Origin of the sequence: Cellulomonas chengniuliangii (assembly GCF_024508335.1) — a bacterium.
In the GTDB taxonomy this organism is placed as follows: domain Bacteria; phylum Actinomycetota; class Actinomycetes; order Actinomycetales; family Cellulomonadaceae; genus Cellulomonas_A; species Cellulomonas_A chengniuliangii.
On the sequence record NZ_CP101988.1, the window covers coordinates 1,562,670 to 1,589,299 of the forward strand.

The following is a 26,630-nucleotide window of genomic DNA, read 5'->3' on the forward strand; positions in this document are numbered from 1 at the left end:
GGTGGGCCAATGCCCGAGTCCCCGCTGCAGCGGATCCTGCAGGACTACCTCGCGCACCTGACGGTCGAGCGCGGCCTGTCCCCGAACACGCTGTCCGCGTACCGCCGCGACCTGGCGCGGTACCTCGAGCACCTCGCGTCGCGGGGCCGCACCAGCCCTGCCGAGGTGACCGAGGCCGACGTCGAGGACTTCGTCACCGTGGTCCGCACCGGCGCGGACGGCCGCGCGCCCCTCTCTGCCTCGTCCACGGCGCGCAGCGTGGTGGCGGTGCGCGGGCTGCACCGCTTCTGGGCCCTCGAGGGCCTCACCGGCAAGGACGCCGCCAGCGCGGTCCGGCCGCCCGCACAGCCCAAGCGGCTGCCCAAGGCGATCTCGACGGCCGACGTCGAGCGCCTGCTGGAGGCCGCCTCGGTGGGCGAGGGCCCCGTCCCGTTGCGCGACCGGGCCCTCCTCGAGCTCGTGTACTCGACGGGCGCGCGGATCTCCGAGGCAGTCGGCCTGGCCGTCGACGACATCGACCTGACGGCGGGCCGGGGGGCGGTGCGGCTGCTGGGCAAGGGCGACAAGGAGCGGATCGTCCCGGTGGGCTCCTACGCCATCGAGGCGGTCGAGGCCTACCTCGTGCGGTCGCGGCCCGTCCTCGCCGCAGGCGGCCGAGGCCTGCCAGCCCTCTTCCTCAATACCCGCGGCGCCCGGCTGAGCAGGCAGAGCGCGTGGGCTGTGCTGCGCGCCGCCGCCGAGCGCGCCGGCCTGCCGGCCGCGGCCCACATCTCGCCGCACACGTTGCGGCACTCGTTCGCGACGCACCTGCTGGCCGGAGGGGCCGACGTCCGCGTCGTGCAGGAGCTGCTCGGGCACGCGTCGGTGACCACCACGCAGGTGTACACGCTCGTGACGCGCGACACACTGCGCGAGGTCTACGCGACGGCCCACCCCCGCGCGATCCGGCGGTCCGCGCCCTCGTCGCCACCCGCCGACGACGTCGCGCGGTAGAGCCCGCCCGGGCGTGTCCGGTCTGTCGCCGCCGCACGGGGCGCCCGCTCCGGTAGGTTGTCCGCGTGGCAACCGAGCAGACGACCGCGATGGAGCTCGACCCCGTCGGTCGACCCCTGCCGCTCTTCCCCGACCCCGCGCCCCTGGCCTCGCACGGCCCGGCACGCGTGATCGCGATGTGCAACCAGAAGGGCGGCGTCGGCAAGACGACCACCACGATCAACCTCGCGGCCGCGCTCGCCGAGGTCGGCCGCCGGGTGCTCATCGTCGACTTCGACCCGCAGGGCGCGGCGTCCGTGGGCCTGGGCATCAGCCCGCACGAGCTCGAGCGGACCGTCTACAACCTGATGATGGAGCGCAACGCGTCGCTCTCCGAGGTGGTGCGCGCCACGGGCGTCCCCAACCTCGACCTGCTGCCCGCGAACATCGACCTGTCGGCCGCCGAGGTGCAGCTGGTCAGCGAGGTCGCGCGCGAGTCGATCCTGGCGCGCGTGCTGCGGCCGGCGCTCGACGACTACGACGTGATCCTCATCGACTGCCAGCCGTCACTCGGGCTGCTGACCGTCAACGCCCTCACGGCCGCGCACGGGGTGCTCATCCCGCTCGAGTGCGAGTTCTTCGCGCTGCGGGGCGTCGCGCTGCTCGTGGAGACCATCGAGAAGGTGCGCGACCGCCTCAACCCGCGCCTCGAGGTCGACGGGATCCTGGCGACCATGTACGACTCGAGGACACTGCACGCCCGTGAGGTCGTGGCCCGCGTGCACGAGGCGTTCGGCGACACGCTGCTGCAGACGGTGATCGGCCGCACGGTCAAGTTCCCGGACTCCTCGGTCGCCGCGGAGCCGATCATCACGTACGCGTCGAACCACAGCGGCGCGAGCGCCTACCGCCAGCTCGCGCGCGAGCTCATCGCCCGTGGCGACGCCGCCTAGCCTGGTCGCCGAGCCGCCTGGCCACCACGACATCGCCGACCGGGCGGCCGCCCCCAGCGACGAGGCAGCGCCACCGTCGAGGACGAGCCCCTTCGAGGTGCACCTCGACAACTTCAGCGGCCCGTTCGACCTGCTGCTCGGGCTCATCGCCAAGCACAAGCTCGATATCACCGAGGTGTCGCTGGCCCGCGTGACGGACGAGTTCATCGCGCACATCCGCGCCGCAGAAGGCGCCGCCGCGGCGGGCGGGTCCTCCTGGGACCTGAGCCAGGCCAGCGAGTTCCTGGTCGTCGCGGCCACGCTGCTGGACCTCAAAGCCGCGCGCCTGCTCCCGCAGGGCGACGTCGAGGACGCCGAGGACCTCGAGTTGCTCGAGGCGCGCGACCTGCTGTTCGTGCGGCTCCTCCAGTACCGCGCCTACAAGGTCGTCGCCCGCGACATCGGCGAGCGGCTGGCCGCCGAGGGGCGGCGGTTCCCCCGCTCGGTGGTGCTCGAGCCGCACCTGGCCGCGCTGCTGCCCGAGCTCGTGTGGCAGATCGGCCCCGAGCAGCTCGCCGTCCTCGCCGCCAAGGCCATGGCGCCGAAGGCCGCCCCGCCCAGCGTCGACCTCAGCCACCTGCACGCCCCCGCGGTGTCGGTCCGCGAGCAGGCGGCGCTGCTGGTCGAGCGGCTGCGGCGCGGCGGGTCGGCGACCTTCCGCGCGCTCACCGCCGACGCGGACTCGACCCTGATGGTCGTGTCCCGCTTCCTCGCGCTGCTCGAGCTGTTCCGCGAGGGAGCCGTCGGGTTCGACCAGGTCACCCCGCTCGGCGAGCTCACCGTGCGGTGGACGGGCGCGGAGGACGGCGACGTGCTGGTCTCCGACGACTTCGACGTGACGGACGTCTCACCTGACCCCCGCACCACCCAGGAGCCCGACGCATGAGCGAGACCCCTCCCGAGCCCTCCGACGCCGACGCCGAGGCCGACGCCGCCGCGGCGGCGGCCCCGGCGGTCGACGCCGACGAGCTCGCATTCGACGTCGACGACCTGCCGGGCGGCGCCCTCGCGGCCCTCGAGGCGGTGCTGATGGTCGCGGACGAGCCCATCCCCGCGGTGCGGCTGGCCTCGGTGCTGGCACTGCCCACCGAGCGCGTGGAGGGCCTGCTGGAGGCCCTGGCCGCGGAGTACCGGGGGGAGCGGGGCGGGCGGGCGCGCGGGTTCGAGCTGCGCCTGGCAGGGGCCGGCTGGCGCATCTACTCGGCGCCCGCGTTCGCCGAGGTCGTCGGGCGGTTCGTGCTCGAGGGCCAGACGTCCCGCCTGACCCAGGCAGCGCTCGAGACGCTGGCCGTGATCGCCTACCGCCAGCCGGTCACCCGGGGACAGGTCTCAGGGGTCCGTGGGGTCAATGTCGACGGCGTGGTCCGCACCCTGACATCGCGTGGACTGGTGGCCGAGGCGGGGTCGGATCCGACCACTGGCGCCGTGCTCTACGAGACCACGGGATACTTCTTGGAGCGGATGGGGCTCGCGAGCCTGGATGAGCTGCCTCCACTTGCGCCCTATCTGCCGGACTTCGACACGCTCGAGGGCGTGGACATGGCGAACAGGGAGACACGATGAGCACAGCTGATGGACGACGGGGCGGCGCCGCGGGCGCGGGCCGTGGACGCGATGGCGCCGCAGGCGCAGCGCGTGGACGCGATGGCGGTGGCGGTGGGCGCGCGGGCGCCAGCCGGGGCGGGCAGGCGCGTCCGGCCCGCGGCGCCGGGCAGCCCGGGCGCCCTGCGCGCCCCGCACGGGCCAAGGCCCCCGCGCGCGCTCCGGAGCCGCTGCCGGACATGCACGACCCCGAGGGCGTGCGCCTGCAGAAGGTGCTCGCGACCGCTGGGCTCGGCTCGCGCCGGGCGTGCGAGGACCTGATCGCGGCCGGGCGCGTGACCGTCGACGGCGTGCCGGTGACCGAGCTCGGCGTCCGGGTCGACCCCCAGAAGGTCGCGATCCACGTCGACGGGATGCGCGTGCAGCTCGACACCTCGATGGTGACGATCGCGCTGAACAAGCCGCTGGGCGTGGTCTCGACGATGCACGACCCCGATGGGCGCCCGTCGCTGGCGGAGTTCGTGAAGAACCGCGAGGAGCGGCTCTTCCACGTGGGCCGGCTCGACGCCGAGACCGAGGGCCTGATCCTGCTGACGAACGACGGCGAGCTGGCGAACCGCCTGGCGCACCCGTCGCACGAGGTGCCCAAGACGTACTTCGCGGAGGTCGAGGGGCGGGTGCACCCGTCGCTCGGCAAGCAGCTGCTGAAGGGCATCGAGCTCGAGGACGGGCTCGTCACGGTCGACAGCTTCCGGATCGTCGACCAGACCGCGCAGGCGAGCCTGGTCGAGCTCGTCCTGCATGAGGGGCGCAACCGCGTTGTCCGGCGCATCTTCGACGAGGTCGGCTTCCCGGTGACGCGTCTGGTCCGCACGCAGATCGGCCCGATCAAGCTCGGGGACCTGCGCCCGGGGCGCACGCGCGTGCTCGGCAAGACAGAGCTGGGCACCCTGATGGCGCTGGTGGGAATGTGACCCAGGCGGTCGCGACGCAGGGCCCGGTGCGGGTGGTCGGCACCGGGCTCCTCGGCGCGTCCGTCGGACTGGGCCTGGCCACGCGCGGCGTCGACGTGGTTCTGCACGACCCGTCCCGCACCGCTTTGGCCCTGGCACGAGACGTGGGCGCCGGCCGCCCGGCTGCCTCCGACGACGCCGCGCCGGCCCTCGTGGTCGTGGCGGCGCCGCCGGACGTGACCGCTGACGTGGTGCGCGCCGAGCTGGCCGCCTGGCCGGACGCCGTGGTGACCGACGTCGCGAGCGTGAAGGGCTACGTCCTCGACGAGCTGCGCGCCGCCGGCGCCGACCTCAGCCGCTACGTGGGCTCCCACCCGATGGCGGGCCGCGAGCGGTCCGGGCCCGCCGCCGCCGTCCCCGACCTGTTCGTCGGGCGCCCCTGGGTGATCGCGGACTCCGGGACGTCGTCCCCGCAGGCGCTGCTCGCCGTGCGCTCGCTGGCCGTCGACCTCGGCGCGATACCCGTCGAGATGGAGGCCGCGGCGCACGACGAGGCCGTGGCCCTGGTCTCCCACGTGCCGCAGGTCGCGTCGAGCCTCGTGGCGGCGCGCCTGCGCGAGGCCTCCGAGCCGGCGCTCGGACTGGCCGGCCAAGGGCTGCGGGACGTGACGCGGCTCGCCGCGAGCGACCCGGCGCTCTGGACGTCGATCCTGGCGGCGAACGCTGAGGCCGTGGCTGCTGTGCTGCGGGACCTGCGCACGGATCTCGATGTGGTGATCGAGGCGCTCGACCTGGCCGCCGCGGCCACCGGCCCGGAGAACGTGGAGCTGGGGGCCCTCGCGAGCATCGCGCAGGCGATCGGGCAGGGGAACACCGGCGTCGCGCGGGTGCCGGGCAAGCACGGCGGCGCCGCGCGGGCCTACGAGGTCGTCACCGCCCTGGTGCCCGACGTGCCCGGCGAGCTCGCCCGACTCCTCGCGGACGTGGGCGATGCGGGCGTCAACCTGGAAGACCTCCAGCTGGAGCACTCGGCGGGCAGGCCCGTCGGCATGGCGTCGATGTCGGTGCTCCCCGGACGGTCGGAGCACCTCGAGGCGGAGCTCAGTGCCCGCGGATGGAGATTGGTGAGTTGAGCACGGAACAGCAGGACGCACGGCGCCAGCAGGCGATCGTGATCGCGATCGACGGCCCGTCGGGCTCGGGCAAGTCCAGCGTCTCGCGCATGGTCGCCGAGCGGCTGGGGCTCGCCTTCCTCGACACGGGGGCGATGTACCGGGCGGCCACATGGTGGTGCCTCGAGCGGGGCGTCCCGCTCACGGACACCGACGCGGTGGCCGCGCTGGTGCGCGAGCTGCCCCTGGTGGTCGGCGTGGACCCCGCGGCCCCCACAGTGCACGTGGGCGGCACGGACGTCGGCGAGGCGATCCGCACCACGGCGATCTCCTCGGCGGTCAGCGCCGTCGCCACGAACCTGGAGGTCCGTGCCGAGCTCGGCCGCCTGCAGCGCGAGGCCATCGCCGCCGAGCGCGTCCCGCAGTCCTTCTCCGAGGGCCGTGGCATCGTGGCGGAGGGCCGCGACATCACCACGGTGATCGCGCCGGACGCCGACGTCCGCATCCTGCTGACGGCCAGCGAGGAGGCCCGGCTCGCGCGCCGCGCCAAGGAGGTGCACGGCGCCGCCGACGCGGCCTCGGTGCAGGCCACGCGCGACCAGGTGCTGCGCCGCGACCGTGACGACTCGACGGTCTCGGCCTTCCACGTCGCAGCCGACGGCGTCGTGACCGTCGACTCGTCGGACCTCGACCTCGAGGAGACCGTCCAGGCGGTCCTCGACGTCGTGGCCCGGGTCTCCGGGCGGGTGGCACTGTGACCGTCGAGGGGACCGCGCAGGCCGCGCCGCCGCGCGAGGCGGCGCCCGTGCCGGACGAGCGCCAGGCCCGGCGCGGCCACACGCTCGGCAAGTTCTTCGCCCATGTGCTGTGGAACACCGAGGTGATCGGCGCGGAGAACGTGCCGGCCGACGGCCCCGTGCTCCTGGCCGCCAACCACTCGGGCTTCGCCGACGGGCCCGTGCTCGTGGGCGCGTCGCCCCGGCCCTCGCACGTGCTGATCAAGGCGTCGATGTTCGCCGGCGTGGTGGGGTCCGTGCTCCGCAACATCGGGCAGATACCGGTCGAGGAGGACGGCGGGCGCGGGTCGCTCGCGATGGCGCTGGGCGTGCTGCGGCGCGGCGGCGTGGTCGGCGTCTTCCCCGAGGGGAGCCGGGGCCGCGGAGATGTCGCGGACGCTCGCGCCGGAGTGGCCTGGCTGGCGATCAACGGGGGCGCCCGGGTGGTCCCTGTCGCAGTGCTCGGCACCCGCCGGACCGGGGAGCCCGTGGGCCGGATGCCAGGGCTGCGCCGGCGCCTCGTGGTGGAGTTCGGCGAGCCGTTGTCGCTCGAGCGGGCGCCCGGCACATCGGGCCGAGCCGCCGTCGCCCACGCCAACGAGGAGATCCGCGTGGCGCTGGCCGCGCTCGTCGGCTCCGCGGCGGAGCGGGCCGGCCTGCCGCTGCCCACGGACGACCCCAACCGAGAGGCTCAGGCAGCGCATTAGTCGTCCGGCCCCCGGGCAGGGGAGAATAGGCCCCATGACCGAGACCGACCCGACCGCGGGCATGCCCGACGACGCTGCCGCGACGGCAGCAGACACACCTCTGGACCCCGCACAGTCGGACGCCGCCCGCGAGGAGGCCCTGCGCGCCGGGCTCGCCGAGTACGACCTCGAGGCCGACGACCTCGCGCTCCTCGAGGGCGAGGCCGCCGCCGAGGCGGGCGAGCCCGGGGGAGCCCCGCTGCCGGTGCTGGCCGTCGTGGGCCGCCCGAACGTGGGCAAGTCCACGCTCGTCAACCGCATCCTCGGCCGCCGCCAGGCCGTCGTCGAGGACAAGCCGGGCGTGACCCGCGACCGCGTGAGCTACCCGGCGGAGTGGGCGGGCCGCAACTTCACGCTCGTCGACACCGGCGGGTGGGAGGTCGACGTCCTCGGCATCGACGCCCGCGTCGCCGAGCAGGCCGAGGTCGCGATCTCGCTGGCCGACGCGGTGCTGTTCGTCGTCGACGCCACGGTCGGGCCCACGGCCACCGACGAGCGTGTCGTGCGCCTGCTGCGCAAGTCCGGCAAGCCCGTGGTGCTGTGCGCCAACAAGGTGGACGGCCCCCGCGTGGAGGCCGACGCGACCGAGCTCTGGAGCCTGGGCCTCGGCGAGCCGCACCCCGTCTCCGCCCTGCACGGCCGAGGCACGGGCGACCTGCTCGACGCCGCGATGAAGGCGCTGCCCCAGGTCTCGCAGCACGGCACGGCGATCCCCGCGGGGGGCCCGCGCCGCGTGGCCCTGGTGGGACGGCCCAACGTCGGCAAGTCGTCGCTGCTCAACAAGATCATCGGCGCCGAGCGGGTCGTCGTCGACGACGTCGCCGGAACCACGCGCGACCCGGTCGACGAGCTGGTGCAGCTCAAGGGCAAGACGTGGTGGTTCGTCGACACGGCGGGCATCCGCCGCCGCGTGCACCAGTCCCAGGGGGCCGACTTCTACGCGTCGCTGCGCACCCAGGCCGCGATCGAGAAGTCCGAGGTCGCCGTGGTGCTCCTCGACGCCTCCACCAAGCTGACCGAGCAGGACACGCGTGTCATCTCGCAGGCGATCGAGGCCGGCCGCGCGATCGTGCTGGCGTACAACAAGTGGGACCTGATGGACGAGGACCGCAGGCCGTTCCTCGAGCGGGAGATCGAGCAGGACCTGGTCCAGGTCCAGTGGGCGCCTCGCGTCAACCTGTCGGCCAAGACCGGCTGGCACGCCGAGCGACTGGTCCCGGCGATCGAGCGCGCGCTCGCCTCGTGGGAGACCCGCATCCCCACCGGACGCCTCAACGCGTTCCTCGGAGAGCTCGTCGCCGCGCACCCGCACCCACTGCGGGGCGGCAAGCAGCCGCGCATCCTCTTCGCCACGCAGGCGTCGACCTCCCCGCCGAGGTTCGTGATCTTCGCCAGCGGCTTCCTCGAGGCGGGCTACCGCCGGTTCATCGAGCGCCGCCTGCGCGAGACCTTCGGGTTCGAGGGCACGCCGATCGAGATCTCGGTGCGGGTGCGGGAGAAGCGCAAGCGGTGACCCGGGAGGCGGCCGACGGCGGGAAGGCCGCCGTCGGCGCGCCCGCGGACGGGAGCGCCCGATCGGCTGCGTTGGCTGGTCGGGCGCTCTTGCTGCGCCTGGGCATGCCTCGCGACCCGGCGGCGCCCCGGCACCTGGCCGCGTTCCTGGTGGCGACCGTCGCGACGGTGCTGCTCACCCGTGGCGCGCTGGCGGCGACCGGCTACCCCCAGGTCGGGGGAGCCACCCTGCACATCGCGCACGTGCTGTGGGGCGGCCTGCTCCTGGCTGTCGCCGTGGTGCTGCTGCTCTCCTACGCCGGGCCGGTGGTGCGGCCGGTCGGCGCGCTGCTCGGCGGGATCGGGTTCGGGCTGTTCGTCGACGAGATCGGCAAGTTCGTCACCGCGGACAACGACTACTTCTACGAGCCGACCGCCTCGCTGATCTACGTGGTCGTGGTGCTGCTCGTGCTGCTCGCCGAGGCGTTGCACGGGCGGCGCGAGCGGGATCCTGTCGAGTTGCTGGCCGGGGCGGTCGACCACGCCGTGTCCGGCGTCACCGGTGGCTTCAGCCCGCGCGCCCGGCGCCAGGCGCGCGCCCTGGTGCGGGCGGCGGGGGACCAGCGGGGGACCGCCGAGGTGAGGGCGCTGCTGCGGGTGGTCGAGGACGACCACGAGGAGCTGCCCGACATCACCGGCGCGGTGGCGCGCTGGGTCGTCCGGTGCACGTACCGGCTGGTGCGCGAGCGCTGGGTCCCGTGGGCCGCCGTCGTCGTCCTCACCGGCGCAGGGGTGGCGACGGTCGGCAGGGGGATGGTCGCGTGGCTCCAGGGCGCCGACGTGCCCGGGTGGGTCGTGACCGGGATGCTGCTCTCCGGCGCCGGCTCCCTGGCCTGTGCGGTGGTGGGCCTCGTGGTGGTCCGGCGCTCGCGGGAGAGCGGCTTCGCCTGGTTCCGCCGGGCGGTGCTGGTCAGCCTGCTGCTGACCCAGATCTTCCTGTTCCGGCTCGACCAGTGGGCCGCGGTCACGGGCCTGGTGGTCGACCTCGTCGTGCTCGCGGTGGTGGCTGCCGAGGCGGAGGTCGCGCGCTCCCGCCGAACCGAGGGCGAGGGCGCGTCGACGACGACATAGACTCATCTTGTGTCTATGTCGTCCACCACGCTCGCGCCCCTGACAGGAAGCACCATGCCGATGCCCCCCGTGAGCGCCGAGCAGCCCCCAGTCCCCGCCTCCGAGCGCGCGTACACGCACGTCAAAGAGCTCGTCCTCACCGAGACGCTCCCCGGCGGCGCCATGGTCAGCGAGGGAGACATCGCCGCGCGGCTCTCGATGAGCCGCACCCCGGTGCGCGAGGCGTTCCTCCGGCTCGAGACCGAGGGCTGGCTTCGGCTCTACCCGAAGCGGGGCGCCCTCGTGGTGCCGGTGGCCGCCGGGGAGGCGCAGGCGGTCGTGGACGCCCGGCTCCTGCTCGAGGTCCACGCCGTCGAGGCCCTGCGGCACCGCGACGACCGGGAGCGCCTGCAGGACCGCCTGCGCGCGTCGATCGACCAGCAGCGCGCCGCGCTCGACCGCGGCGACATCGACGCCTACGCGGAGCACGACACCGAGTTCCACCTGACGATCGTCGCGGCCGGCGGCAACCCCCTCCTCACGAGCTTCTACGTCACCCTCCGCGAGCGGCAGCGGCGCATGGTGGCCCGATCGCTGTGGCGCGACGAGAGCCGTGCCCGGACCTTCGTCAGCCAGCATGAGCACCTCGCCCAGGCCGTGGGCGCCGGGGCGGTCGCGGAGTTCAAGGTGGCGCTGCGCCGGCACCTTGACCATGCGCACCTGCCCGAGCGGGCTGCCGAGGCGGTCGACGCCCGATGACCGCCACCGCGCCCGGCGCCGCCCCTCGTGGAGCCGGCGCCGGGGCCCCTCGTCGCGCCTGGCTCCCGGTGGCGGCCTCGATGGTCGCCATCGCCTGGGGAGGCAACGAGTTCACGCCGCTGCTGGTGATGTACCGCGAGGTCAGCAGCTTCTCCGCAGTCACGGTCGACCTGCTGCTCGGCGCCTACGTGCTCGGCATCGTGCCCGCGCTGCTGCTCGGCGGGCCGCTGTCCGACAGGCACGGGCGCCGCCGGCTGCTGCTCCCGGCGGCCCCGCTGAGCCTGCTCGGCTCGCTGGTGCTGGCCGTCGGGCCAGGGTCGCCCGCCGCGCTCGGCGTCGGACGCGTGCTCTGCGGGGCGGCGCTCGGGCTGGCGATGGCAGTGGGGTCGACGTGGATCACCGAGCTGTCCGACGGTGCCGGCGAGGACCAGCGCGCCGGGGCCCGGCGCGCCTCCCTGGCGCTGACCCTGGGGTTCCTGGTGGGCGCCGGGGTGGCCAGCGTGCTCGCGCAGTGGGGCCCATGGCCGGCGCACACCTCGTACCTGTTGCACGCCGCCCTGACCACCGGCGCCGGGCTGTGGGTTCTGGGCGTGCCCGAGACCAGGCAGCCCTCGTCGACGTCGCGGCCGTTGCGGGACGACCTGCGCATCCCCACGGCCGGGCACCGCCGGTTCCTGCGTGTCGTGGCCCCGCTGGCGCCGTGGGTGTTCGGCTGCGCGGGGTCCGCGTACGCGGTGCTGCCCGGCCTGATGCGAGAGCACTCCGGTGGCGCGCCCATCGCGTTCTCCGGGCTGCTCACCGTGCTCACCCTCGGCTGCGGCATCGGCATCCAGGTGCTGGGCCGCGCCATCGACACCGAGCGCAGCGCCCGGGCGTCGGTCGTGGCCCTCGCGATCATCGTCGTCGGCATGGCGCTCGGGGCTGTCGCGAGCGCGCTGCTCACGCTGCCGGTCGCCCTGCTCGCCGCGGCCGTGCTCGGCATGGGGTACGGCCTCGCGCTCGTCGCCGGGCTCAACGAGGTGCGCCGCATCGCCGGGCCCGACGACCTGGCCGGCCTCACCGCCGTCTACTACTCGCTGGCCTACCTGGGCTTCTTCATCCCCGCGGCGCTGGCCGTGCTGGCCGACTGGTGGAGCTACCCGCAGATGTTCGGCGGGGGACTGGTGGTGGCGCTGGCCTGCCTCGCGGTGGTCGCCGTCGCCTGGAAGGCGCACCTGCCCTCCACAGCCTCCGTGACGCTGCCCACAGGCGAGGCCCTGACCAGCGTGGGCATCGGCCCGGATCGTGCCCAGGGAGAGCGCAGCGTACGAGAGACCCCCCTCGGGTGAGGTAGAGTCTCCGTGTTCCCACGGGAACGGACGGGCTGTGGCGCAGCTTGGTAGCGCACTTGACTGGGGGTCAAGGGGTCGCAGGTTCAAATCCTGTCAGCCCGACGTATCTGCCCTGGCGAGAGAGGTTTCTCGCCAGGGCATCGTCATGTCCGGGGGACGTCAGCGGAGCTCGACCGCCGCAGTGCTCGGGTCCTCCGACGGCGCCGCTCCGCGCCGCGCTGGGCCACGCAGCACGACGAGCACGAGCGGCACGACGTCGTGCGCCTCCGCTTCTTCGTCGCGCGGTGGCGGCCTGAGATGGGCGACCTCATGTCGGGCATCACCCGTGTGCTCAAGGAGCTGCAGATCCCGTAGCCCTTGCCGCCGGTGTCGCTGATCGGGGTCGAGAGCCTCTTCGAGCCGGACGTCCTCGTCGAGGTGGAGGCGGTCGCGGTGCTCGACTGACGCGGCCGCAGCGCCCGTGCGCGACGCGTCCGTCCAGCGAGCCGCACTGCGCGCTCGTCGGACGGGCACGTCGCGGATGGAGGGGTTACACAGGGCTGATACCGGTGTCATACTGACCGGCCTCGCGCAAAGTCTCAAGCAATTCATCGGACGTCATCGCTGCGAGGCCCGCCTCGTCGTGGCACGAGGGGTCAACAGGAGGTCGGACACCGATGTCAGAAGGGACCCGCGAGCCCCGCTATGCGACTATGCGCGACGTTGCGGCGGTCGCTGGGGTCGGCGTCAAGACGGTCTCACGCGTGCTCAACGGCGAGCCGAACGTCTCGGACGAGCTGAGGGAGCGCGTCACGCGCGCCGCGGAGGCGCTCAACTATGAGCTCAACGTCTACGCGGGCGGGCTGCGCCGCTCAGGCGCCCGCACCAACGCGATCGGGCTCATGCTCGAGAGCGTCGACGACGCGTTCTCTGCCGCGATCCACCGCGGTGTCGAGACCGTGATGCGCAGGCACTCGATCATCGTGCTCGCGCAGAGCTTCGAGGAGGACGCGGACCGCGAGCGGACAGTGGTCAAGGAGTTCCTCCGTCGCCGCGTCGACGGCCTGATCCTCACCACCGTCTCGCGCGACCAGGCCTACTTGTCCGCGGAGGCGGCGCGGGGCACGTCGATCGTCTTCGTCGACCGGCCGGCGGTGTCCGTCGCCTTCGACTCGGTGGTGTCGTGCAACTACGACGGCGCGGTCGCGGCGACGCGCCACCTGCTGCACCACGGCCACCGCCGGCTCGCCTACGTGGGCGGCGACCACGAGATCTGGACCTTGCGAGAGCGGGAGCGCGGCTTCTACGCCGAGCTCGACAGATGGGGCGTGCCTCGGTCGGACGCGATCGGCCTCACCGGGGTCCTCGGCGAGGAGGGGGCGCGGATGGCCGTGCACGGAATGCTCGACGGCCAAGACCCTCCGACGGCGATCTTCGCGGCTCACAACCGCATGATCATCGGGACGTTGCGCGCGCTCCACGAGCGTGGCGCCCAGAATGACGTGGCACTGATCGGGTTCGACGACGTCCAGCTGCTGGACCTCCTCGAGCCCGGCGTGAGCGTGGTGGCGCAGGACCCTCACCGGCTGGGCGAGCTCGCTGCTGAACGCCTTCTCGCGCGGATGGCGCGGAAGCCGCTCGAGCTGGAGACGCTGACCGTCCCGACCACGCTGATCGAGCGCGGGTCAGGCGAGATTCCCGGGCCGTTCGCCGGCGAAGGCTGATTCCTGGGCCCACGTCTGTGGGCCACGCGCGTGGGCTGGACGGTGGTGCATGCCACCCAACTCGGTCCGCGCTCTTTCGCGCGCCCTGGTGGCGGCGCGGGCGCGCATTAACTCTGCCCGACCCTGAATAATGACACCGCTGTCAATGACCGGGTCGCGGTTGACATATTTTGCGCCGAATTGCGCGATCCCGCTGCTCAGAAGTTTGACATGTGCCCCCGGCGGGGTAATCTCGCTCCTGCATGACACCGTTGTCAGTCCGGAGGTGCGAAGCTGCGCCACGGCGGATTGACCATGAATGAGGCGTCCTGCGGTCAGCGAAGACCCGAAGGACTCAGGGATCGATGTGGATCCCAGGAGGAGAGGTGACGTTTCATGGTCGGCTATCTCGTCAGGCGGCTGTTCTTAGCAGTCTTTGTTCTGTGGGGCGTCGCCACAGTGGTTTTCCTCATCGTCCGGGTCGTCCCCGCCGACCCGGCACTGCTCATCGCCGGCTCGGACGCGCCGGCTGAGCAGCTGGCACAGATCCGTCAGGACCTCGGACTCGACCAGTCGCTGCTCGTGCAGTACGGCAGGTTCCTGGGTGGCGCCGTCACCGGCGACCTCGGCCAGTCGTACTCCATGAAGCAGCCCGCGGTGACCCTCATCGGGCAGGTGCTGCCGAACACCGCGCTGCTCGCGATCCTGGCGTGCGCGGTGGCCCTGCTGCTGGCCTTCCCGCTGGGCCTCGTCGCGGCGCTCCGAGCGAACCGCGCCCTTGATCGCGTGGTGACGACAGGCTCGCTCTTCACCCAGGCGCTGCCGAACTTCTGGATCGGCGTGGTGCTGCTGCTGGTGTTCTCCCGGACGCTCAAGTGGCTGCCCAGCGTCGGGCTCGACGGGGCGAAGAGCTTGATCCTGCCGACGATCGTGCTGGCACTGCCGTTCGTCTCGGTCCTCACCCGAATGATCCGCAACGGTCTGCTCGAGGTGATGGGCGAGAGCTACATCCAGACAGCACGCGCCAAGGGCCTGCCTGAGCGGATCGTGATCTTCCGGCACGCCATCCGCAACGCCGCGATCCCCGTCATCACGATCGTCGGCCTCCAGTTCGGCACCCTGCTCGGCGGAGCCGTGGTCACCGAGTCGGTCTTCTCGTTCCCGGGCATCGGCCGGCTCCTCGTGACGTCCATCCAGCTGCGTGACTACAACGTGGTCCAGGCCTGCGTCCTGGTGATCGCCGCCGTCTTCGTCATCATCAACCTCGTCGTGGACCTGATGTACGGGCTCCTCGACCCTCGAGTGAGGCTCGCCAAGTGACCGCCGCCGCACCTGTCCTCGCCGTCAACGCGACGATGCGTCGGGCCCGCCGGGCCCGACGGGGGGTCAAGACCCGCATCATCGCTCCGCTCGTCGTGATCGGCCTGATCATCGTCGGCGCCATCGCGGTGCCGATCGCCTACGGCTTCGATCCCCTGCAGGCGGACCTCCTGGCGCGTCTGGCGCCACCCGGGGCCGTGACGTCGGACGGCAGCACCGCGCTGCTCGGCACCGACCAGATCGGGTCGGACCTGTTCGCGCAGATCATGGCCGGCGCTCGCGTCTCGCTCCTCGTCGGTGTCGCGACGCTCGCCATCTCGGGCCTCGTCGGCGTGGCGCTGGGCCTGCTCGCCGGACACTTCGGCGGCTGGATCGACGCGACGCTGATGCGGATCGCCGACATCCAGCTGGCGTTCCCGTCCATCCTGCTCGCGATCCTCATCGCCTCGGTGCTCGGCCAGGGCGTCGGGAACATCATCATCGTGCTGTCGATCTCCAACTGGGTCGTCTTCGCCCGGGTGGCCCGCAGCCAGGTGCTCTCACTGAAGAACCGCGAGTACGTCGAGGCGGCGCGCACCCTCGGCGCCGGCAACTGGCACCTGATGTTCCGCACGCTGCTGCCAGGGTGCATGGCGCCCGTGATCGTCGTGGCGACCACCCAGTTCGCCCAGGTGATCCTCACGGAGGCGTCGCTGTCGTTCCTCGGGGTTGGTGTCCCGCTCGGCACCCCGAGCCTCGGCAGCACGATCTTCAACGGCACGCAGTACCTGTCCACCGCCTGGTGGATCTCCACCTTCCCCGGCGTCGTGCTCGTGATCCTCATGCTGGCCTTCGGGATCCTCGGCGATGCCCTCCGCGACAAGTTCGACCCGACGCTCCGGAGCGCATGATGACGACGACACAGACAGGCATTGCCGGCTGGACGACGCACACGAGCGGCACGCCGCTGCTGAGCGTCCAAGGCCTCACGGTGGAGTTCTCCACTGCCGCGGGTGTGGCCCGCGCGCTGAATGACGTCAGTTTCGAGGTCAGCGCAGGCGAGACGCTCGCCATCCTCGGCGAGTCGGGTTGCGGCAAGTCGACGACCGCGCAGGCGATCATGGCGTTGCTGCCGAAGCCGGCCGGCACGATCACCAGCGGCAAGATCCTCTACGACGGGCGCGACCTCGCCGCGGAGCCGGTCCACAAGGTCCGCGAGGTGTGCGGCACCGAGATCGCCATGATCTTCCAGGACCCGTTGAGCTCGTTGAACCCGGTGTTCCGAGTCGGGGCGCAGGTGGCGGAACCGTTCCGGGCGCGTCGTGGCATGCCGCGAAAAGAGGCGTGGGCGCGAGCGCTCGAGCTGCTCAAGCGAGTGGGGATTCCGGACGCGGAGACGCGGATCAACGACTACCCGCACCAGTTCTCCGGTGGGCAGCGGCAACGGATCATGATCGCGATGGCGCTGGCCCTCGACCCGAAGCTGCTCATCGCGGACGAGCCGACCACGGCGCTGGACGTCACCGTCCAGAAGCAGGTGATGGGTCTGCTGGCCGACCTCCAGGCCGAGACCGGGATGGCGATGATCCTGATCAGCCACGACCTCGGCGTGGTCGCGGAGGTCGCCAATCGGGCCGCCATCATGTACGCCGGCCGCATCGTCGAGACCGGCGAGATCCGGGACATGTACGACCACCCGGCGCACCCGTACACCAAGGGCCTGCTCGAGTCGATCCCGAGCCAGAGCAGTGTCGGCGGTCGGCTGAAGCCCATCGTCGGGGCGCCGCCGAACCTGCTCGACCTACCGCGCGGTTGCTCATTCAACCCGCGCTGCCCGTTCACGACCGACCTCTGCCGGGATCTGGTGCCGACTCTGCGCACCGCTGAAGGGCGGCCGGTCAGCCACGAGGCCGCGTGCCACCTGTCCGAGGAGATGCTCGCTCATGACTAGCCCCGGGTCCACACCACTGTTGAGTGTCAGGCACCTGAAGGTCGCCTACCCGATCCGCTCCTCGCTGCTGCAGCGGAGGATCGGCGAGAACGTCGCTGTCAACGACGTGACGTTCGACATCAGCCCGGGGGAGACGGTCGGCCTCGTCGGCGAGTCGGGCTCCGGCAAGTCGACGGTCGCGCGGGCCGTGATCGGGCTGGTGAAGTCCGACGGCGGCGAGATCGTGTTCGAGGGGAACGACATCACTCGTTACTCCTCGAAGCAGCTCAAGCCCGTGCGCCGCGAGATGCAGATGGTCTTCCAGGACCCGTACGCGTCGCTCAACCCGCGGCTGACAGTGCGGGACCTGATCGCCGAGGCGTGGCGCGTGCACAGCGACGTCGTGCCGCGCGACCGGTGGACGGCCGAGGTCAAGGAGCTGATGGAGCGCGTCGGCCTCAACCCCGACTACTCGGACCGCTACCCCCACCAGTTCTCCGGCGGGCAGCGTCAGCGCATCGGGATCGCCCGGGCGCTCGCTCTGCGGCCGAAGCTGATCATCTGCGACGAGCCCGTCTCCGCGCTCGACGTGTCGGTCCAGGCGCAGGTGCTCAACCTGCTCGACGACCTGCAGGACGACCTCGGCCTCGCCTACCTGTTCATCTCGCACGACCTGTCGGTCGTCGAGCACCTGTGCGACCGCGTGCTGGTCCTGCACCACGGCGTCGTCGCCGAGGAGGGCTCCGCGCGGGAGGTCTTCGACCACCCGCGCGACGACTACACGCGCGCGCTCCTGGCCGCCGTGCCCGTGGCGCGTCCCTGGTTGGAGCCCTCGACCTGAACCCCGCGTGAGCTCGAGCGAGCCGCGAGGCGGCGCCCCACGAGGCGCCACACCGTTCCTTCCGATCACAGATGTCAACAATCAAAGGAGATGGACATGGCATCCTTCCGTAAGAGGGTGGGATCTGTCGCAGGCATTGCGGCCGCTCTCGCACTCGTCCTCACGGGTTGCGGCGGCGGCGACGCCGACGACACCGGCTCAGGCTCAGGCGAAGCCACCACCGGCGCTGTCGGCGCGGCGTTGCCGGACGACCAGCAGCACCTCACGTATGTCCTGAACTACGGCTGCACCTCCCTGGACCCCACAGAGAACTTCGACAACTGCCGCATGCAGGTCGACAGCAACGTCCTGCAGGGCCTGGTGTCGCTCGACAGCGACTCCCAGCCGCAGCCGCTGCTCGCGTCCTCCTGGGAGTGGACCGACGACACGACGCTCGTGTTCACGCTGCGCGACGACGTGACCTTCAGCGATGGCACGCCGTTCACCTCGGCGGACGTCGTGGCCACCTTCGACCGCTACATCGCGATGCAGTCGGTGCTCGCGACCCAGCTCGCGGTCATCGACACCTACACCGCCGACAGCCCGACGACGCTCACCATCAAGACGAAGAACCCGACCGGCACGCTGATCGGCGTGCTGTCGATGATCTTCATCGGCCAGGCGGACAACGCGGCCGACGACGCCTACTGGGCCAAGCCGATCGGCACCGGCCCGTTCGCGGTGACCGAATTCGTGACGAACTCTCATGTCACGCTCACCCGCAATGACAACTACTGGGGCGAGCCGGCGAAGCTCCAGACGGTCACGTTCAAGCAGATCACCGACACGAACGGCAAGGTCACGGCGCTGGCGAACGGTGAGGCCCACGTGATCGCGGGCGTCCCGAGCGACCAGATCGCGACCGTCGAGTCCATGGCGGACGTCACGCTCGAGCAGATCCCCAGCTTCACCTACACGTTCCTGTGGTTCCAGAACAGCCGTGAGCCGTTCACCGACCCGAAGGTGCGCGAGGCCATGTGGACGGCCCTCGACCTCGACACGATCGTCACCTCGCTCCTGGGCGAGACGGCCGACACGATGACCTCGCTCTGCCCCGAGGCGGCGTTCGGGTGCCTCCCGGCGACAAACGCGCCCTCGTACGACCCGGAGCGCGCCAAGACCCTGCTCGCCGAGGCTGGCTTCCCCAATGGCTTCACCACCTCGATCGACTACAGCACGGCGAACCCGGGCTTCGACCAGATCGTGTCCGCGATGGTCTCGTACTGGAAGGCCGTCGGCATCACCGTGGAGCCGAAGTCCGACGACCAGGCGACCTTCCTGGCCGCCATCGCCAAGCCGGGCGCCTTTGACATGATCGTCAACTCGAACCTGACGAGCACCGGTGACGCCGACTTCACGCTCAACCGCCTGTACACGTGCGCCGCGGACCGTCTCGGCTACTGCAACCCGGACCTCGACGCCCTCCTGGCCCAGGCTCAGCAGACGGTCGACTCGACCGAGCGTCTGGCCCTCTACCAGAAGGTCTCCGACCTCCTGGCGGCCGAGGCGCCCGGCATCGGGCTGTTCCAGCAGAACACCAACCTCGCGTTCTCGAACTCGGTGAAGGGCCTCGAGCTCATCCCCAGCGAGAACTACGACTGGAGCACGGCCTACCTGACCGACTAGGTCCGGACGACGGGCGTGGGGACGGTCGAGAGACAGCCGTCCCCACGCCCGGAACGGGCGAGGACAACACCCCCCGCTGGTTAGTGCAAAGGAGCATGCAGCGTGTTCGTGTCAGAACCCGGCCGCCAGGCGCCGGTTGTCGGAAGCTATGACGTCATCGTGTGCGGTGGCGGGCCGGCCGGCCTCGTCGCGGCGACAGCCGCGGCCCGGAACGGGGCGAAGACGCTGCTCATCGAGAGGTACGGGTTCGTCGGCGGCATGGCGACGAGCGCGCTCGTCACCCCCATCAGCGAGTTCCGCCACTACGGCAAGCAGCACATCGGGGGGATCCCCTTCGAGCTGATGGTCACGGCGGCCGAGCTGGGCGGCGCCGAGGTCTCCCGCGAGAGCGGGAACTACCCGGTGAACGACGAGATCCTCAAGCTGGCCGCGCAGCGCATGCTGCTCGACAGCGGCGTGACGCTCCTGTACCACTCGTGGTTCTCCGACTGCGTGACGCAGGACGGCAGGGTGACGCACGTCATCGTGCAGAACAAGGCTGGCCGCGTCGCCTACGAGGGCAAGGTCTTCATCGACTGCACCGGCGACGCCGACCTGGTGCGGGCGGCGGGCTACGAGACAATCAAGGGCGACGTGCTGCAGCCGGCGTCGCTGTGGTTCCAGCTGGGCGGGGTGGACACCGACGCGTTGGAGTACCTGTTCGGTGACGCGGTCGACGCGATGCTGCCGGTCTCCGCGGTGATCCGGGACAGGCTCACCGAGCTCCATGGGCAGGGCGTCATCCCGATCTTCGGCGGTCCGTGGATCAACAGGTTCTTCCACGACGGCATGGTCAGCATCAACCTGCTGCGCGAGGCGACGGACGCGAGCGACCCCGAGTGGTTCACCCGCACCGAGTGCAGCATGCGCGAGACCTTGCACCTGATCATCGAGGTGCTGCGCGAGAACTTCCCCGAGTTCAAGGACTGCTGGCTGGCGAAGTCCGGCATCCAGACAGGGGTGCGCGAGACGTATCACATCGTCGGTGAGTACGAGCTGTGCAAGGACGACATCGTGACGCCGAAGGCGTTCCCGGACACGATCGCCAAGGGCGCCCACGTCATCGACATCCACGCCACGGACAGCACTGAGCAGAACGACATGGTGATTCCGCGGCAGGAGTACAACGTGCCGCTGCGGTGCCTGGTTCCGCGGGGGAGCGTCAACCTCGTCACGGCCGGGCGGTGCCTGAGCGCCGACGGCCCGGGCTTCGGCTCGGTGCGGGTCATGGCGACCTGCATGGCCATGGGGCAGGGCGCGGGGACTGCCGCGGCGTTGAGCGTGCGGCACGGCTACAGCATGTCCGCGATGGACGACGACCTGCTGCGGGCGACGCTCGTCGCGCAGGGAGCCATCGTCGATTTCGACAACACAGTCAACCCCGGGGAGCCCGTCGCAGTGACGGTCTACCCGGGCGTTCAGAACTAATCAAGGAGAGAGCAGAGATGCAGAAGTTCCTCAGCTATGACCGCGGCCTCGAGCGGTTCAACCCGCTCGCGCGAGTCATCTGCTACGACGACTTCGACACGGGGTTCAACGGGTGGCTCGACCTCACGCCGAACTACGTCGAGGAGAACTACGAGTCCTTCGACAGCGTGATCGACCTCTCGAGCTGGGCCCCCAACCAGCTGAGCTCCGCGGCGATGCGCTTCGCGTCCTCGCACGGCTCGATGGAGGGCACCTACTCGCTGAAGCTCACGACGGCGCCGACGGGCGGCCCGCACACCGAGCCTCCCCGCAACGGGTCCATGGGGCACGCGATCAAGCGGCTGTCGCGGTTCGGCAACCCCAAGCTCATCCAGATCGAGTCCTGGTACTCCTACACCCCGGTGCAGGACCGCGAGGGGAAGGGCGAGGAGGACATCCGCGCGATCGGCTTCTTCTTCGACGTGCAGGACTCCGAGTACCGCTACATGCCGGGCGTGCGCTACGTGAACTCCCTCGGCGGCAAGCTCGTCAAGAAGTGGCAGTACTACCAGGTCGCCGACGGAGTCACCCCCGAGGACTGGAACTTCGGTGTCAAGGACGGCTGGTGCGTCCCGGGCGTGGACAACCAGTGGTACGGCCGGCGCTTCGAGGACGGCTCGGGCGACGGCTACCAGTGGCTGCCGGGCGGCGAGCAGGACCTCGTCTTCAACGAGAGCCCCGACAAGATCAACTGGATGTACTTCCGCCTGACCGTCGACATCGAGAAGCGCGAGTACGTCGAGCTGCAGAGCGGCGACCAGGTCTTCGACATGCGCGGCATCAAGCCGACCCTCACGGAGGGCTACGCCTCGATCGACAACCTGATCAACCCCATCTTCTTCATCGAGACCGACACCGACCGCTCGGTGAACCTCTACCTCGACTCCGTCGTGTACTCGGTCGAGTGACGACCCACCCCTGACGACACCTGAGAGACGAAGACATGCAGACAACGAACACCTCCGTCATCGCACGACGGGTCAAGATCTCCGACGACTACGCGACCCTTCCCTACGAGGCCGGCTGGGCGAACGAGGCGGTGACCTTCGTGCAGGCCGAGGGCGATCACCCCGACCTGGCCATCGCGGTCGAGGTCTCGCCCGACGGCATCAACTGGATCCGACGCACCGGCGGGACGCTCGCCGCCTCGCAGCAGATCGTCGACCTGCCCCTCGCGCAGTTCGGCAACTGGCTCCGGGTCGTCATCACCGGCGCGACCAGCGAGCAGCCCGCGCGGGTGCTCGTCCACCTCAACCTCAAGGGCTGAGCGGCCATGGAACGTCTGGGAGCTCGCACACTCGGCTCCCTTCCGCGCGCGGTGGAGGTTCCGGGCTATCTCGACGAGGACCTGAGAATCGGGATCGTCCACTTCGGGGTGGGGAACTTCCACCGCTCGCACCAGGCGATGTACGTCGAGCGGCTGCTCAATGCCGGGACCGCCCGCGACTGGGCGATCTGCGGTGTCGGGCTGCTGGACCGCGACGCCCGGATGCGTGACGCGCTCGCCGAGCAGGACGGGCTCTACACGCTGACGCTGCGCGAGCCGGACGGCTCGAACCGGTTCAGCGTCATCGGGGCGATCCGGCGCTTCATCTACGCGCCCGACGACCCGGCGGCCCTGCTCGAGCAGCTCGTGTCCCCGGACGTGCGCATCGTGTCGTTGACGGTCACCGAGGGTGGCTACGTCAGCGACCCGACGACCGGGCGGTCGCCCCAGGACGACCCCCTGGTGATCGAGGAGGTCGCGGGCGGGCTCGCGCAGCCGCGCACGGCGTTCGGCTGGATCGTCGCGGCGCTGCGCGAGCGACGGCGACGGGGCACCGCTCCGTTCACGGTCATGTCCTGCGACAACATCCAGGGCAACGGTCGTGTCGCCCGGCTGAGCGTCGAGGGCGTGGCGCGTCTCGTGGACGCGGAGCTGGCCGACTGGATCGCCGCCGAGGTGTCGTTCCCCTCCACCATGGTGGACAGGATCACGCCGGTGACGACGCAGACGGACGTCGACCGCATCGCGACCGAGCTGGGCGTCGAGGACGCCTGGCCGGTGTCGAGCGAGCCGTTCACTCAGTGGGTGATCGAGGACGTGTTCGCCCACGGTCGTCCGCCGTTCGAGCAGGCGGGCGCGGTGCTCGTCTCCGACATCGACCCGTACGAGGCGATCAAGCTCCGGCTGCTCAACGCGTCGCACCAGGCGCTCGCGTACATCGGGCAGCTCATGGGCTACGAGTACGTGCACGAGGCGGTCGCCGATGCGCGCATCGCCGGGTTCGTGCGCGCCTACATGGAGCAGGAGGCGGTCCCGACGCTCGTGGTGCCCGCAGGCTTCGAGATCGCCGAGTACATCGACGAGCTGTTCGTCCGCTTCGGGAACCCTCATGTGCAGGACTTCCTGGCGCGGCTGTCCGTCGACTCCTCGAACCGGATTCCGAAGTTCCTGGTCCCGGTGCTCGCCGACGGTGTGGCGGCGGGCGCGGCGAGCGGGGTCGGCGCGTCGATCATCGCCACGTGGCGCGCGTGGTGCCGTGGTGTCGACGCGGGGCAGTTCGCCATCGACGACGTGGACGGGAAAGTGCTGGTCTCGGCCGCCGCGCAGGAGCCACTCGGCTTCCTCCGGGGCGTCCCGACGCTGACCCCGTTCCTGGAGTCGCCCTCCTTCGTCGACGCGTATGAGCGCGCCGCCAACGCGCTCGAGCAGGAGGGTCCTGAGGCGTTCCTCGGAGCCGTCCTGGTGCAGGAGTAGGGCGATGGTGTCCAGCGGCAGGGACGCGAGGATCCCCGGGCTGGCGCAGGCCGTCTTCGTCGTCGGCGAGGCGCTGGTCGACGTGACCGTCGACGCTGACGGCGTCGAGCGTCGACAGCCCGGCGGCAGCCCGATGAACGTCGCCTTCGGGTTGGCGAGGCTGGGCGTGCCCGCGCGGCTGTTGAGCTCCATCGGCGACGACGTCGACGGCCAGCGCATCGCCGCGCACCTGCGGTCGGCCGGGGTCAAGCTCGACGACGTGTCGGTGGCGCCCGGAGCGGTGACGTCCACGGCCTCCGCGACGTTAGACGCCCAGGGCATCGCGACGTACTCGTTCGACCTGCGGTGGGATCTTCCCGCCAGCGGGAGCGTTCCGGCGGAGTGCGGCGTGATCCACACGGGGTCGATCGGAGCGGTGCTCGCGCCAGGCGCCGATCGCGTGCTCGAGCTCTTCAGGTCGGCGTGCGCCGACGTGATCCGCTCGTTCGACCCCAACGTCCGTCCGGCGATCACTCCGGATCGCGTGGCGGTGCTGGAGCGCGTCGAGCAGTTCGTCAGCCATACCGACGTGCTCAAGTTGAGCGACGAGGACGCGGAATGGCTCCACCCTGGCAAGGACGAGGAGTTCGTCGCGGACTGGGCCCTCGGCCTGGGCGTCAAGCTCGTCGTCCTCACCCGGGGCGCGCGGGGGTGCACGGTCGTCACTCCGTCGCACCGGATCGTGCAGGGCGCCATCCCCACCCATGTGGTGGACACCATCGGGGCCGGTGACGCCTTCATGTCGGGGCTCTTGGCTGGGCTCTCGCGGTGGGGCCTGTTCGACGCGCTGCGGGGTGACGGCGTCAGCGTCGGCGACCTCAGCCGGCTCGCCGAGCTCGCCACGCGCGTCGCGTCGTTGACGGTCGCGCAGGCCGGAGCGCAGCCGCCGACCTGGGCGGAGGTCCGCTCGGCCGCCTGAGCACGCGCACGACGCCGCACCGTCCCCGAGGACGGTGCGGCGTCGTGCTGTCGTGGCGCCTACGCGCGGGCCGACGTTCGGTGCTGGCGGGGCGTGACGCCGTATGCGCGGAGGAACTGCCGGTTGAAGTTCGACAGGTTGCTGTACCCGACGGCTCCCGCGATCGCGCCGACCGTGTCGTCGGTCCGCTCGAGCAGCCGGCACGCCTGGGTGAGGCGCAGCTGACGGACCATGTCGGTGAACGTCTGACCGCTGCCCGCCTTGAAGTAGCGAGAGAAGGCGGAGTCGCTCATCGCAGCCTGCCGCGCGGCCTCGTGCAGGCTCGCTCCGGTGGTGAGGTTGTCGAGGATGTAGTCGATCGCGCGGCTGATGAGCTCCGAGTCGGCTCCTCCCAGTGCTGGCAGCCAGCCACGCACGACGGGCTTCTGCTCGCCCGCCGGGCCTGCGGCGAGGACGCGGAGCACGTCGAGAACGCGCACGAGGCGCTCCATCCCGGGATCGGCGTCGCGGACCGCGAGGAGGGCGGTGGCTCCGCGCGCTGCCGTGTCGCCCTGGAACTCGATGCCGTGCGCGGATCGGCTGAGCAGCGAGTCGAGGGTCCGCAGCTCGGGCATGGCGGTCTGGCAGCCCCGGATCCACGCGTCGCTGAAGTGCAGCACGGCGTGCGTGTCCTCCAACACCTCGTTCTCGCCGTGGTCGGCGATCCAGTGGTGCGGCAAGTTGGGGCCGACGAGCACGAGCTGCCCGGGGTTGTAGGCGTCGACGACGTCCCCGAGGACGTACCGACCGCTCGATCGCAGGATGAGGTGGAGCTCGTACTCGGGGTGGAAGTGCCAGCCGGCGAACGGGTGCGGGTCCTCGTGGACGTAGAAGCGGAACGACGAGACGGGGTCGCCAGCGATCACCTCGCGCACGGCCCTGCGGCGCAGCGTTCCCACGGCGCGTGACTCCAGGGTGGTCGCGATGCTGTTCATGGTGCAATTCTCCACCACCATTCCTCCCTCTCCTCGCGGCGACTGGCCGCGAGAGCGCAAGAGAGCATCGGAATCGAGCATCGTGGAGCGATGTGCCTCAGGGCCCAGAAGGCCACGATGTGAGGACAGGGCCTTCTCTTCGGGGGCGCGTCACAGCGAGAACAGGTTGGGTGAGCGGGTATGAGCGCGACGATGCGCCAGGTGCTGGTCGCACGGTTGGACGAGGTCACGGTGATCGACGCCCCGATCCCGGAGCCGGGCCCGGGCGAGGTGCGGATGGCGGTCGCGCTCGCGGGCATCTGCGGCTCCGACACCCACGCGGTTGTGGGGCACCACCCGCTGCTGGGACCGCCGTACCTGCCGGGCCACGAGCTCGTCGGGAGGATCGAGAAGGCCGGCGCCGGCGCCGATGCCTCACTCGTCGGCGCGCGCGCGGTGGTCAAGCCCAACGTCGACTGCGGGGAGTGCGTCAACTGTCGCGCCGGGCGCAGCAACGCCTGCCAGGAGCTCCAGTGGATCGGCTGCGACCCCTCGGGCGCGCTGCCCGGCGGGATGGCCCAGTACGTGGTCGTCCCGGAGCGCAACGTCTTCCCGGTGCCGGACGAGGTCTCTGACGTGGACGCCGTGCTCGTCGAGTGCCTCGCGACGCCCGTCCACGCGGCGCGCATCGCGGGCGACCTCACCGGCGCGAAGGTCGTCGTGATCGGCGCAGGGACCATCGGGCTCTTCTCCGTCATCGCGGCGCGTCGTGCCGGCGCCGGTGTGATCGTCGTCTCGGACCCCGTGCCCGCCAAGCGCGAGCGCGCGCTGGGCCTCGGCGCGGACGCGGCCGTCGACGCGGCGGAGCCAGACTTCACCGCAGCGGTGCATCAGGCGCTCGGCGGTCCGGCGGACGTCGTCTTCGACTGCGTCGGCATCGAGGCGTCGATCCGTCAGGCGGTCGGGGCGCTGCGCCGCGCGGGCACGCTGCTCATCGTCGGCGTGCCGCCCCGGGACGGCGTCGTGCCGCTGCCGCTGTTCCAGGACTGGGAGCTCCGAATCCAGGGCTGCGCCAACTACACCCCGGAGGACATCGAGGCCGCGATCGCCATCGCCGTGGACGGCGGCCTGCCGGGCGACGACATCGTCAGCGCCACCTACTCGGTCGAGGACGCGGTGTCGGCCTTCGCGGCCGCGGCCCTCGGGACCGCCGGCAAGGTCGTGATCGCGCCCGGCCCCGCGGCCTGACAAGGACCGCCCCGCGGCGCCAGC

Annotated in this window: 25 protein-coding genes and 1 tRNA gene; 25 read left to right on the plus strand and 1 reads right to left on the minus strand. The window is 71.4% G+C overall.

Annotation, left to right across the window (positions count from 1 at the left end):
- Nucleotides 1-9: 9 nt before the first annotated feature.
- From NP064_RS07210 to NP064_RS07325, 24 genes are all read left to right on the plus strand, one after another.
- On the plus strand, nt 10-993 hold the full coding sequence (locus NP064_RS07210) for a site-specific tyrosine recombinase XerD (protein WP_227568952.1): 984 nt from the start codon (nt 10-12) through the stop codon (nt 991-993).
- 89 nt (nt 994-1,082) lie between these two features.
- Complete coding sequence (locus NP064_RS07215) at nt 1,083-1,925, plus strand: ParA family protein (protein WP_227569181.1); 843 nt, start codon at nt 1,083-1,085, stop codon at nt 1,923-1,925.
- Nucleotides 1,909-2,850 (plus strand): segregation and condensation protein A, encoded by a 942-nt coding sequence (locus tag NP064_RS07220; protein ID WP_372456358.1) that lies wholly within the window; start codon nt 1,909-1,911, stop codon nt 2,848-2,850. The genes NP064_RS07215 and NP064_RS07220 overlap by 17 nt, the downstream gene beginning before the upstream one ends.
- A complete protein-coding gene (gene scpB / locus NP064_RS07225; RefSeq protein WP_227568953.1) occupies nt 2,847-3,527 on the plus strand; it encodes an SMC-Scp complex subunit ScpB in 681 nt (226 codons plus the stop codon). The genes NP064_RS07220 and scpB overlap by 4 nt, the downstream gene beginning before the upstream one ends.
- Nucleotides 3,524-4,480 (plus strand): pseudouridine synthase, encoded by a 957-nt coding sequence (locus NP064_RS07230; RefSeq protein WP_227568954.1) that lies wholly within the window; start codon nt 3,524-3,526, stop codon nt 4,478-4,480. The genes scpB and NP064_RS07230 overlap by 4 nt, the downstream gene beginning before the upstream one ends.
- Nucleotides 4,477-5,592: a prephenate dehydrogenase gene (locus NP064_RS07235; RefSeq protein ID WP_227568955.1), complete on the plus strand. Its 1,116-nt coding sequence runs from the start codon at nt 4,477-4,479 to the stop codon at nt 5,590-5,592. The genes NP064_RS07230 and NP064_RS07235 overlap by 4 nt, the downstream gene beginning before the upstream one ends.
- Nucleotides 5,574-6,329 carry a (d)CMP kinase gene (gene cmk, locus NP064_RS07240; RefSeq protein ID WP_372456359.1) on the plus strand — a complete coding sequence of 252 codons (756 nt, stop codon included), beginning with the start codon at nt 5,574-5,576 and terminating at the stop codon, nt 6,327-6,329. The genes NP064_RS07235 and cmk overlap by 19 nt, the downstream gene beginning before the upstream one ends.
- A complete protein-coding gene (locus NP064_RS07245; RefSeq protein ID WP_227568957.1) occupies nt 6,326-7,054 on the plus strand; it encodes a lysophospholipid acyltransferase family protein in 729 nt (242 codons plus the stop codon). Before cmk ends, NP064_RS07245 begins: the two co-directional genes overlap by 4 nt.
- Nucleotides 7,055-7,088: 34 nt before the next feature.
- The gene (gene der / locus NP064_RS07250; RefSeq protein WP_372456360.1) at nt 7,089-8,606 is read left to right on the plus strand and encodes a ribosome biogenesis GTPase Der; all 1,518 of its coding nucleotides are present in this window, start codon (nt 7,089-7,091) and stop codon (nt 8,604-8,606) included.
- The gene (locus NP064_RS07255) at nt 8,603-9,715 is read left to right on the plus strand and encodes a hypothetical protein (protein WP_227568958.1); all 1,113 of its coding nucleotides are present in this window, start codon (nt 8,603-8,605) and stop codon (nt 9,713-9,715) included. Before der ends, NP064_RS07255 begins: the two co-directional genes overlap by 4 nt.
- A 54-nt stretch (nt 9,716-9,769) precedes the next feature.
- Complete coding sequence (locus tag NP064_RS07260) at nt 9,770-10,453, plus strand: GntR family transcriptional regulator (protein ID WP_227568959.1); 684 nt, start codon at nt 9,770-9,772, stop codon at nt 10,451-10,453.
- Nucleotides 10,450-11,781 carry an MFS transporter gene (locus NP064_RS07265; RefSeq protein WP_227568960.1) on the plus strand — a complete coding sequence of 444 codons (1,332 nt, stop codon included), beginning with the start codon at nt 10,450-10,452 and terminating at the stop codon, nt 11,779-11,781. Before NP064_RS07260 ends, NP064_RS07265 begins: the two co-directional genes overlap by 4 nt.
- 31 nt (nt 11,782-11,812) lie before the next feature.
- Nucleotides 11,813-11,886, plus strand: a tRNA-Pro gene (locus NP064_RS07270).
- A gap of 590 nt (nt 11,887-12,476) precedes the next feature.
- Complete coding sequence (locus NP064_RS07275) at nt 12,477-13,487, plus strand: LacI family DNA-binding transcriptional regulator (protein ID WP_227568961.1); 1,011 nt, start codon at nt 12,477-12,479, stop codon at nt 13,485-13,487.
- A 375-nt stretch (nt 13,488-13,862) separates the two neighbouring features.
- The gene (locus NP064_RS07280) at nt 13,863-14,786 is read left to right on the plus strand and encodes an ABC transporter permease (protein ID WP_227568962.1); all 924 of its coding nucleotides are present in this window, start codon (nt 13,863-13,865) and stop codon (nt 14,784-14,786) included.
- On the plus strand, nt 14,783-15,676 hold the full coding sequence (locus NP064_RS07285; RefSeq protein WP_227568963.1) for an ABC transporter permease: 894 nt from the start codon (nt 14,783-14,785) through the stop codon (nt 15,674-15,676). The genes NP064_RS07280 and NP064_RS07285 overlap by 4 nt, the downstream gene beginning before the upstream one ends.
- The gene (locus tag NP064_RS07290; RefSeq protein WP_256813835.1) at nt 15,673-16,716 is read left to right on the plus strand and encodes an ABC transporter ATP-binding protein; all 1,044 of its coding nucleotides are present in this window, start codon (nt 15,673-15,675) and stop codon (nt 16,714-16,716) included. The genes NP064_RS07285 and NP064_RS07290 overlap by 4 nt, the downstream gene beginning before the upstream one ends.
- A 19-nt stretch (nt 16,717-16,735) precedes the next feature.
- Entirely contained in the window at nt 16,736-17,536 is an 801-nt protein-coding gene (locus NP064_RS07295) for an ATP-binding cassette domain-containing protein (RefSeq protein ID WP_227568965.1), read from the plus strand.
- Nucleotides 17,537-17,632: 96 nt separating this feature from the next.
- The gene (locus NP064_RS07300; RefSeq protein ID WP_227568966.1) at nt 17,633-19,201 is read left to right on the plus strand and encodes an ABC transporter substrate-binding protein; all 1,569 of its coding nucleotides are present in this window, start codon (nt 17,633-17,635) and stop codon (nt 19,199-19,201) included.
- 102 nt (nt 19,202-19,303) lie between these two features.
- Entirely contained in the window at nt 19,304-20,668 is a 1,365-nt protein-coding gene (locus NP064_RS07305; protein ID WP_227568967.1) for an FAD-dependent oxidoreductase, read from the plus strand.
- A gap of 17 nt (nt 20,669-20,685) precedes the next feature.
- Nucleotides 20,686-21,615, plus strand: coding sequence for a DUF6772 family protein (locus NP064_RS07310; RefSeq protein WP_227568968.1), 930 nt, complete (start codon nt 20,686-20,688; stop codon nt 21,613-21,615).
- A gap of 35 nt (nt 21,616-21,650) precedes the next feature.
- Nucleotides 21,651-21,974, plus strand: coding sequence for a DUF6385 domain-containing protein (locus tag NP064_RS07315; RefSeq protein ID WP_227568969.1), 324 nt, complete (start codon nt 21,651-21,653; stop codon nt 21,972-21,974).
- A 6-nt stretch (nt 21,975-21,980) separates the two neighbouring features.
- Nucleotides 21,981-23,447 (plus strand): mannitol dehydrogenase family protein, encoded by a 1,467-nt coding sequence (locus NP064_RS07320; RefSeq protein WP_227568970.1) that lies wholly within the window; start codon nt 21,981-21,983, stop codon nt 23,445-23,447.
- A gap of 4 nt (nt 23,448-23,451) precedes the next feature.
- On the plus strand, nt 23,452-24,405 hold the full coding sequence (locus NP064_RS07325; RefSeq protein WP_227568971.1) for a carbohydrate kinase family protein: 954 nt from the start codon (nt 23,452-23,454) through the stop codon (nt 24,403-24,405).
- A 59-nt stretch (nt 24,406-24,464) separates the two neighbouring features.
- Here NP064_RS07325 and NP064_RS07330 read toward each other — a convergent pair whose 3' ends face one another.
- Nucleotides 24,465-25,379, minus strand: a complete 915-nt coding sequence (locus NP064_RS07330; RefSeq protein WP_227568972.1) for an AraC family transcriptional regulator — start codon at nt 25,377-25,379, stop codon at nt 24,465-24,467.
- A gap of 180 nt (nt 25,380-25,559) precedes the next feature.
- On the opposite strand from NP064_RS07330, the gene NP064_RS07335 reads away from it, so the two are divergent.
- Entirely contained in the window at nt 25,560-26,606 is a 1,047-nt protein-coding gene (locus tag NP064_RS07335; protein WP_227568973.1) for a zinc-dependent alcohol dehydrogenase, read from the plus strand.
- Nucleotides 26,607-26,630: the final 24 nt, after the last annotated feature.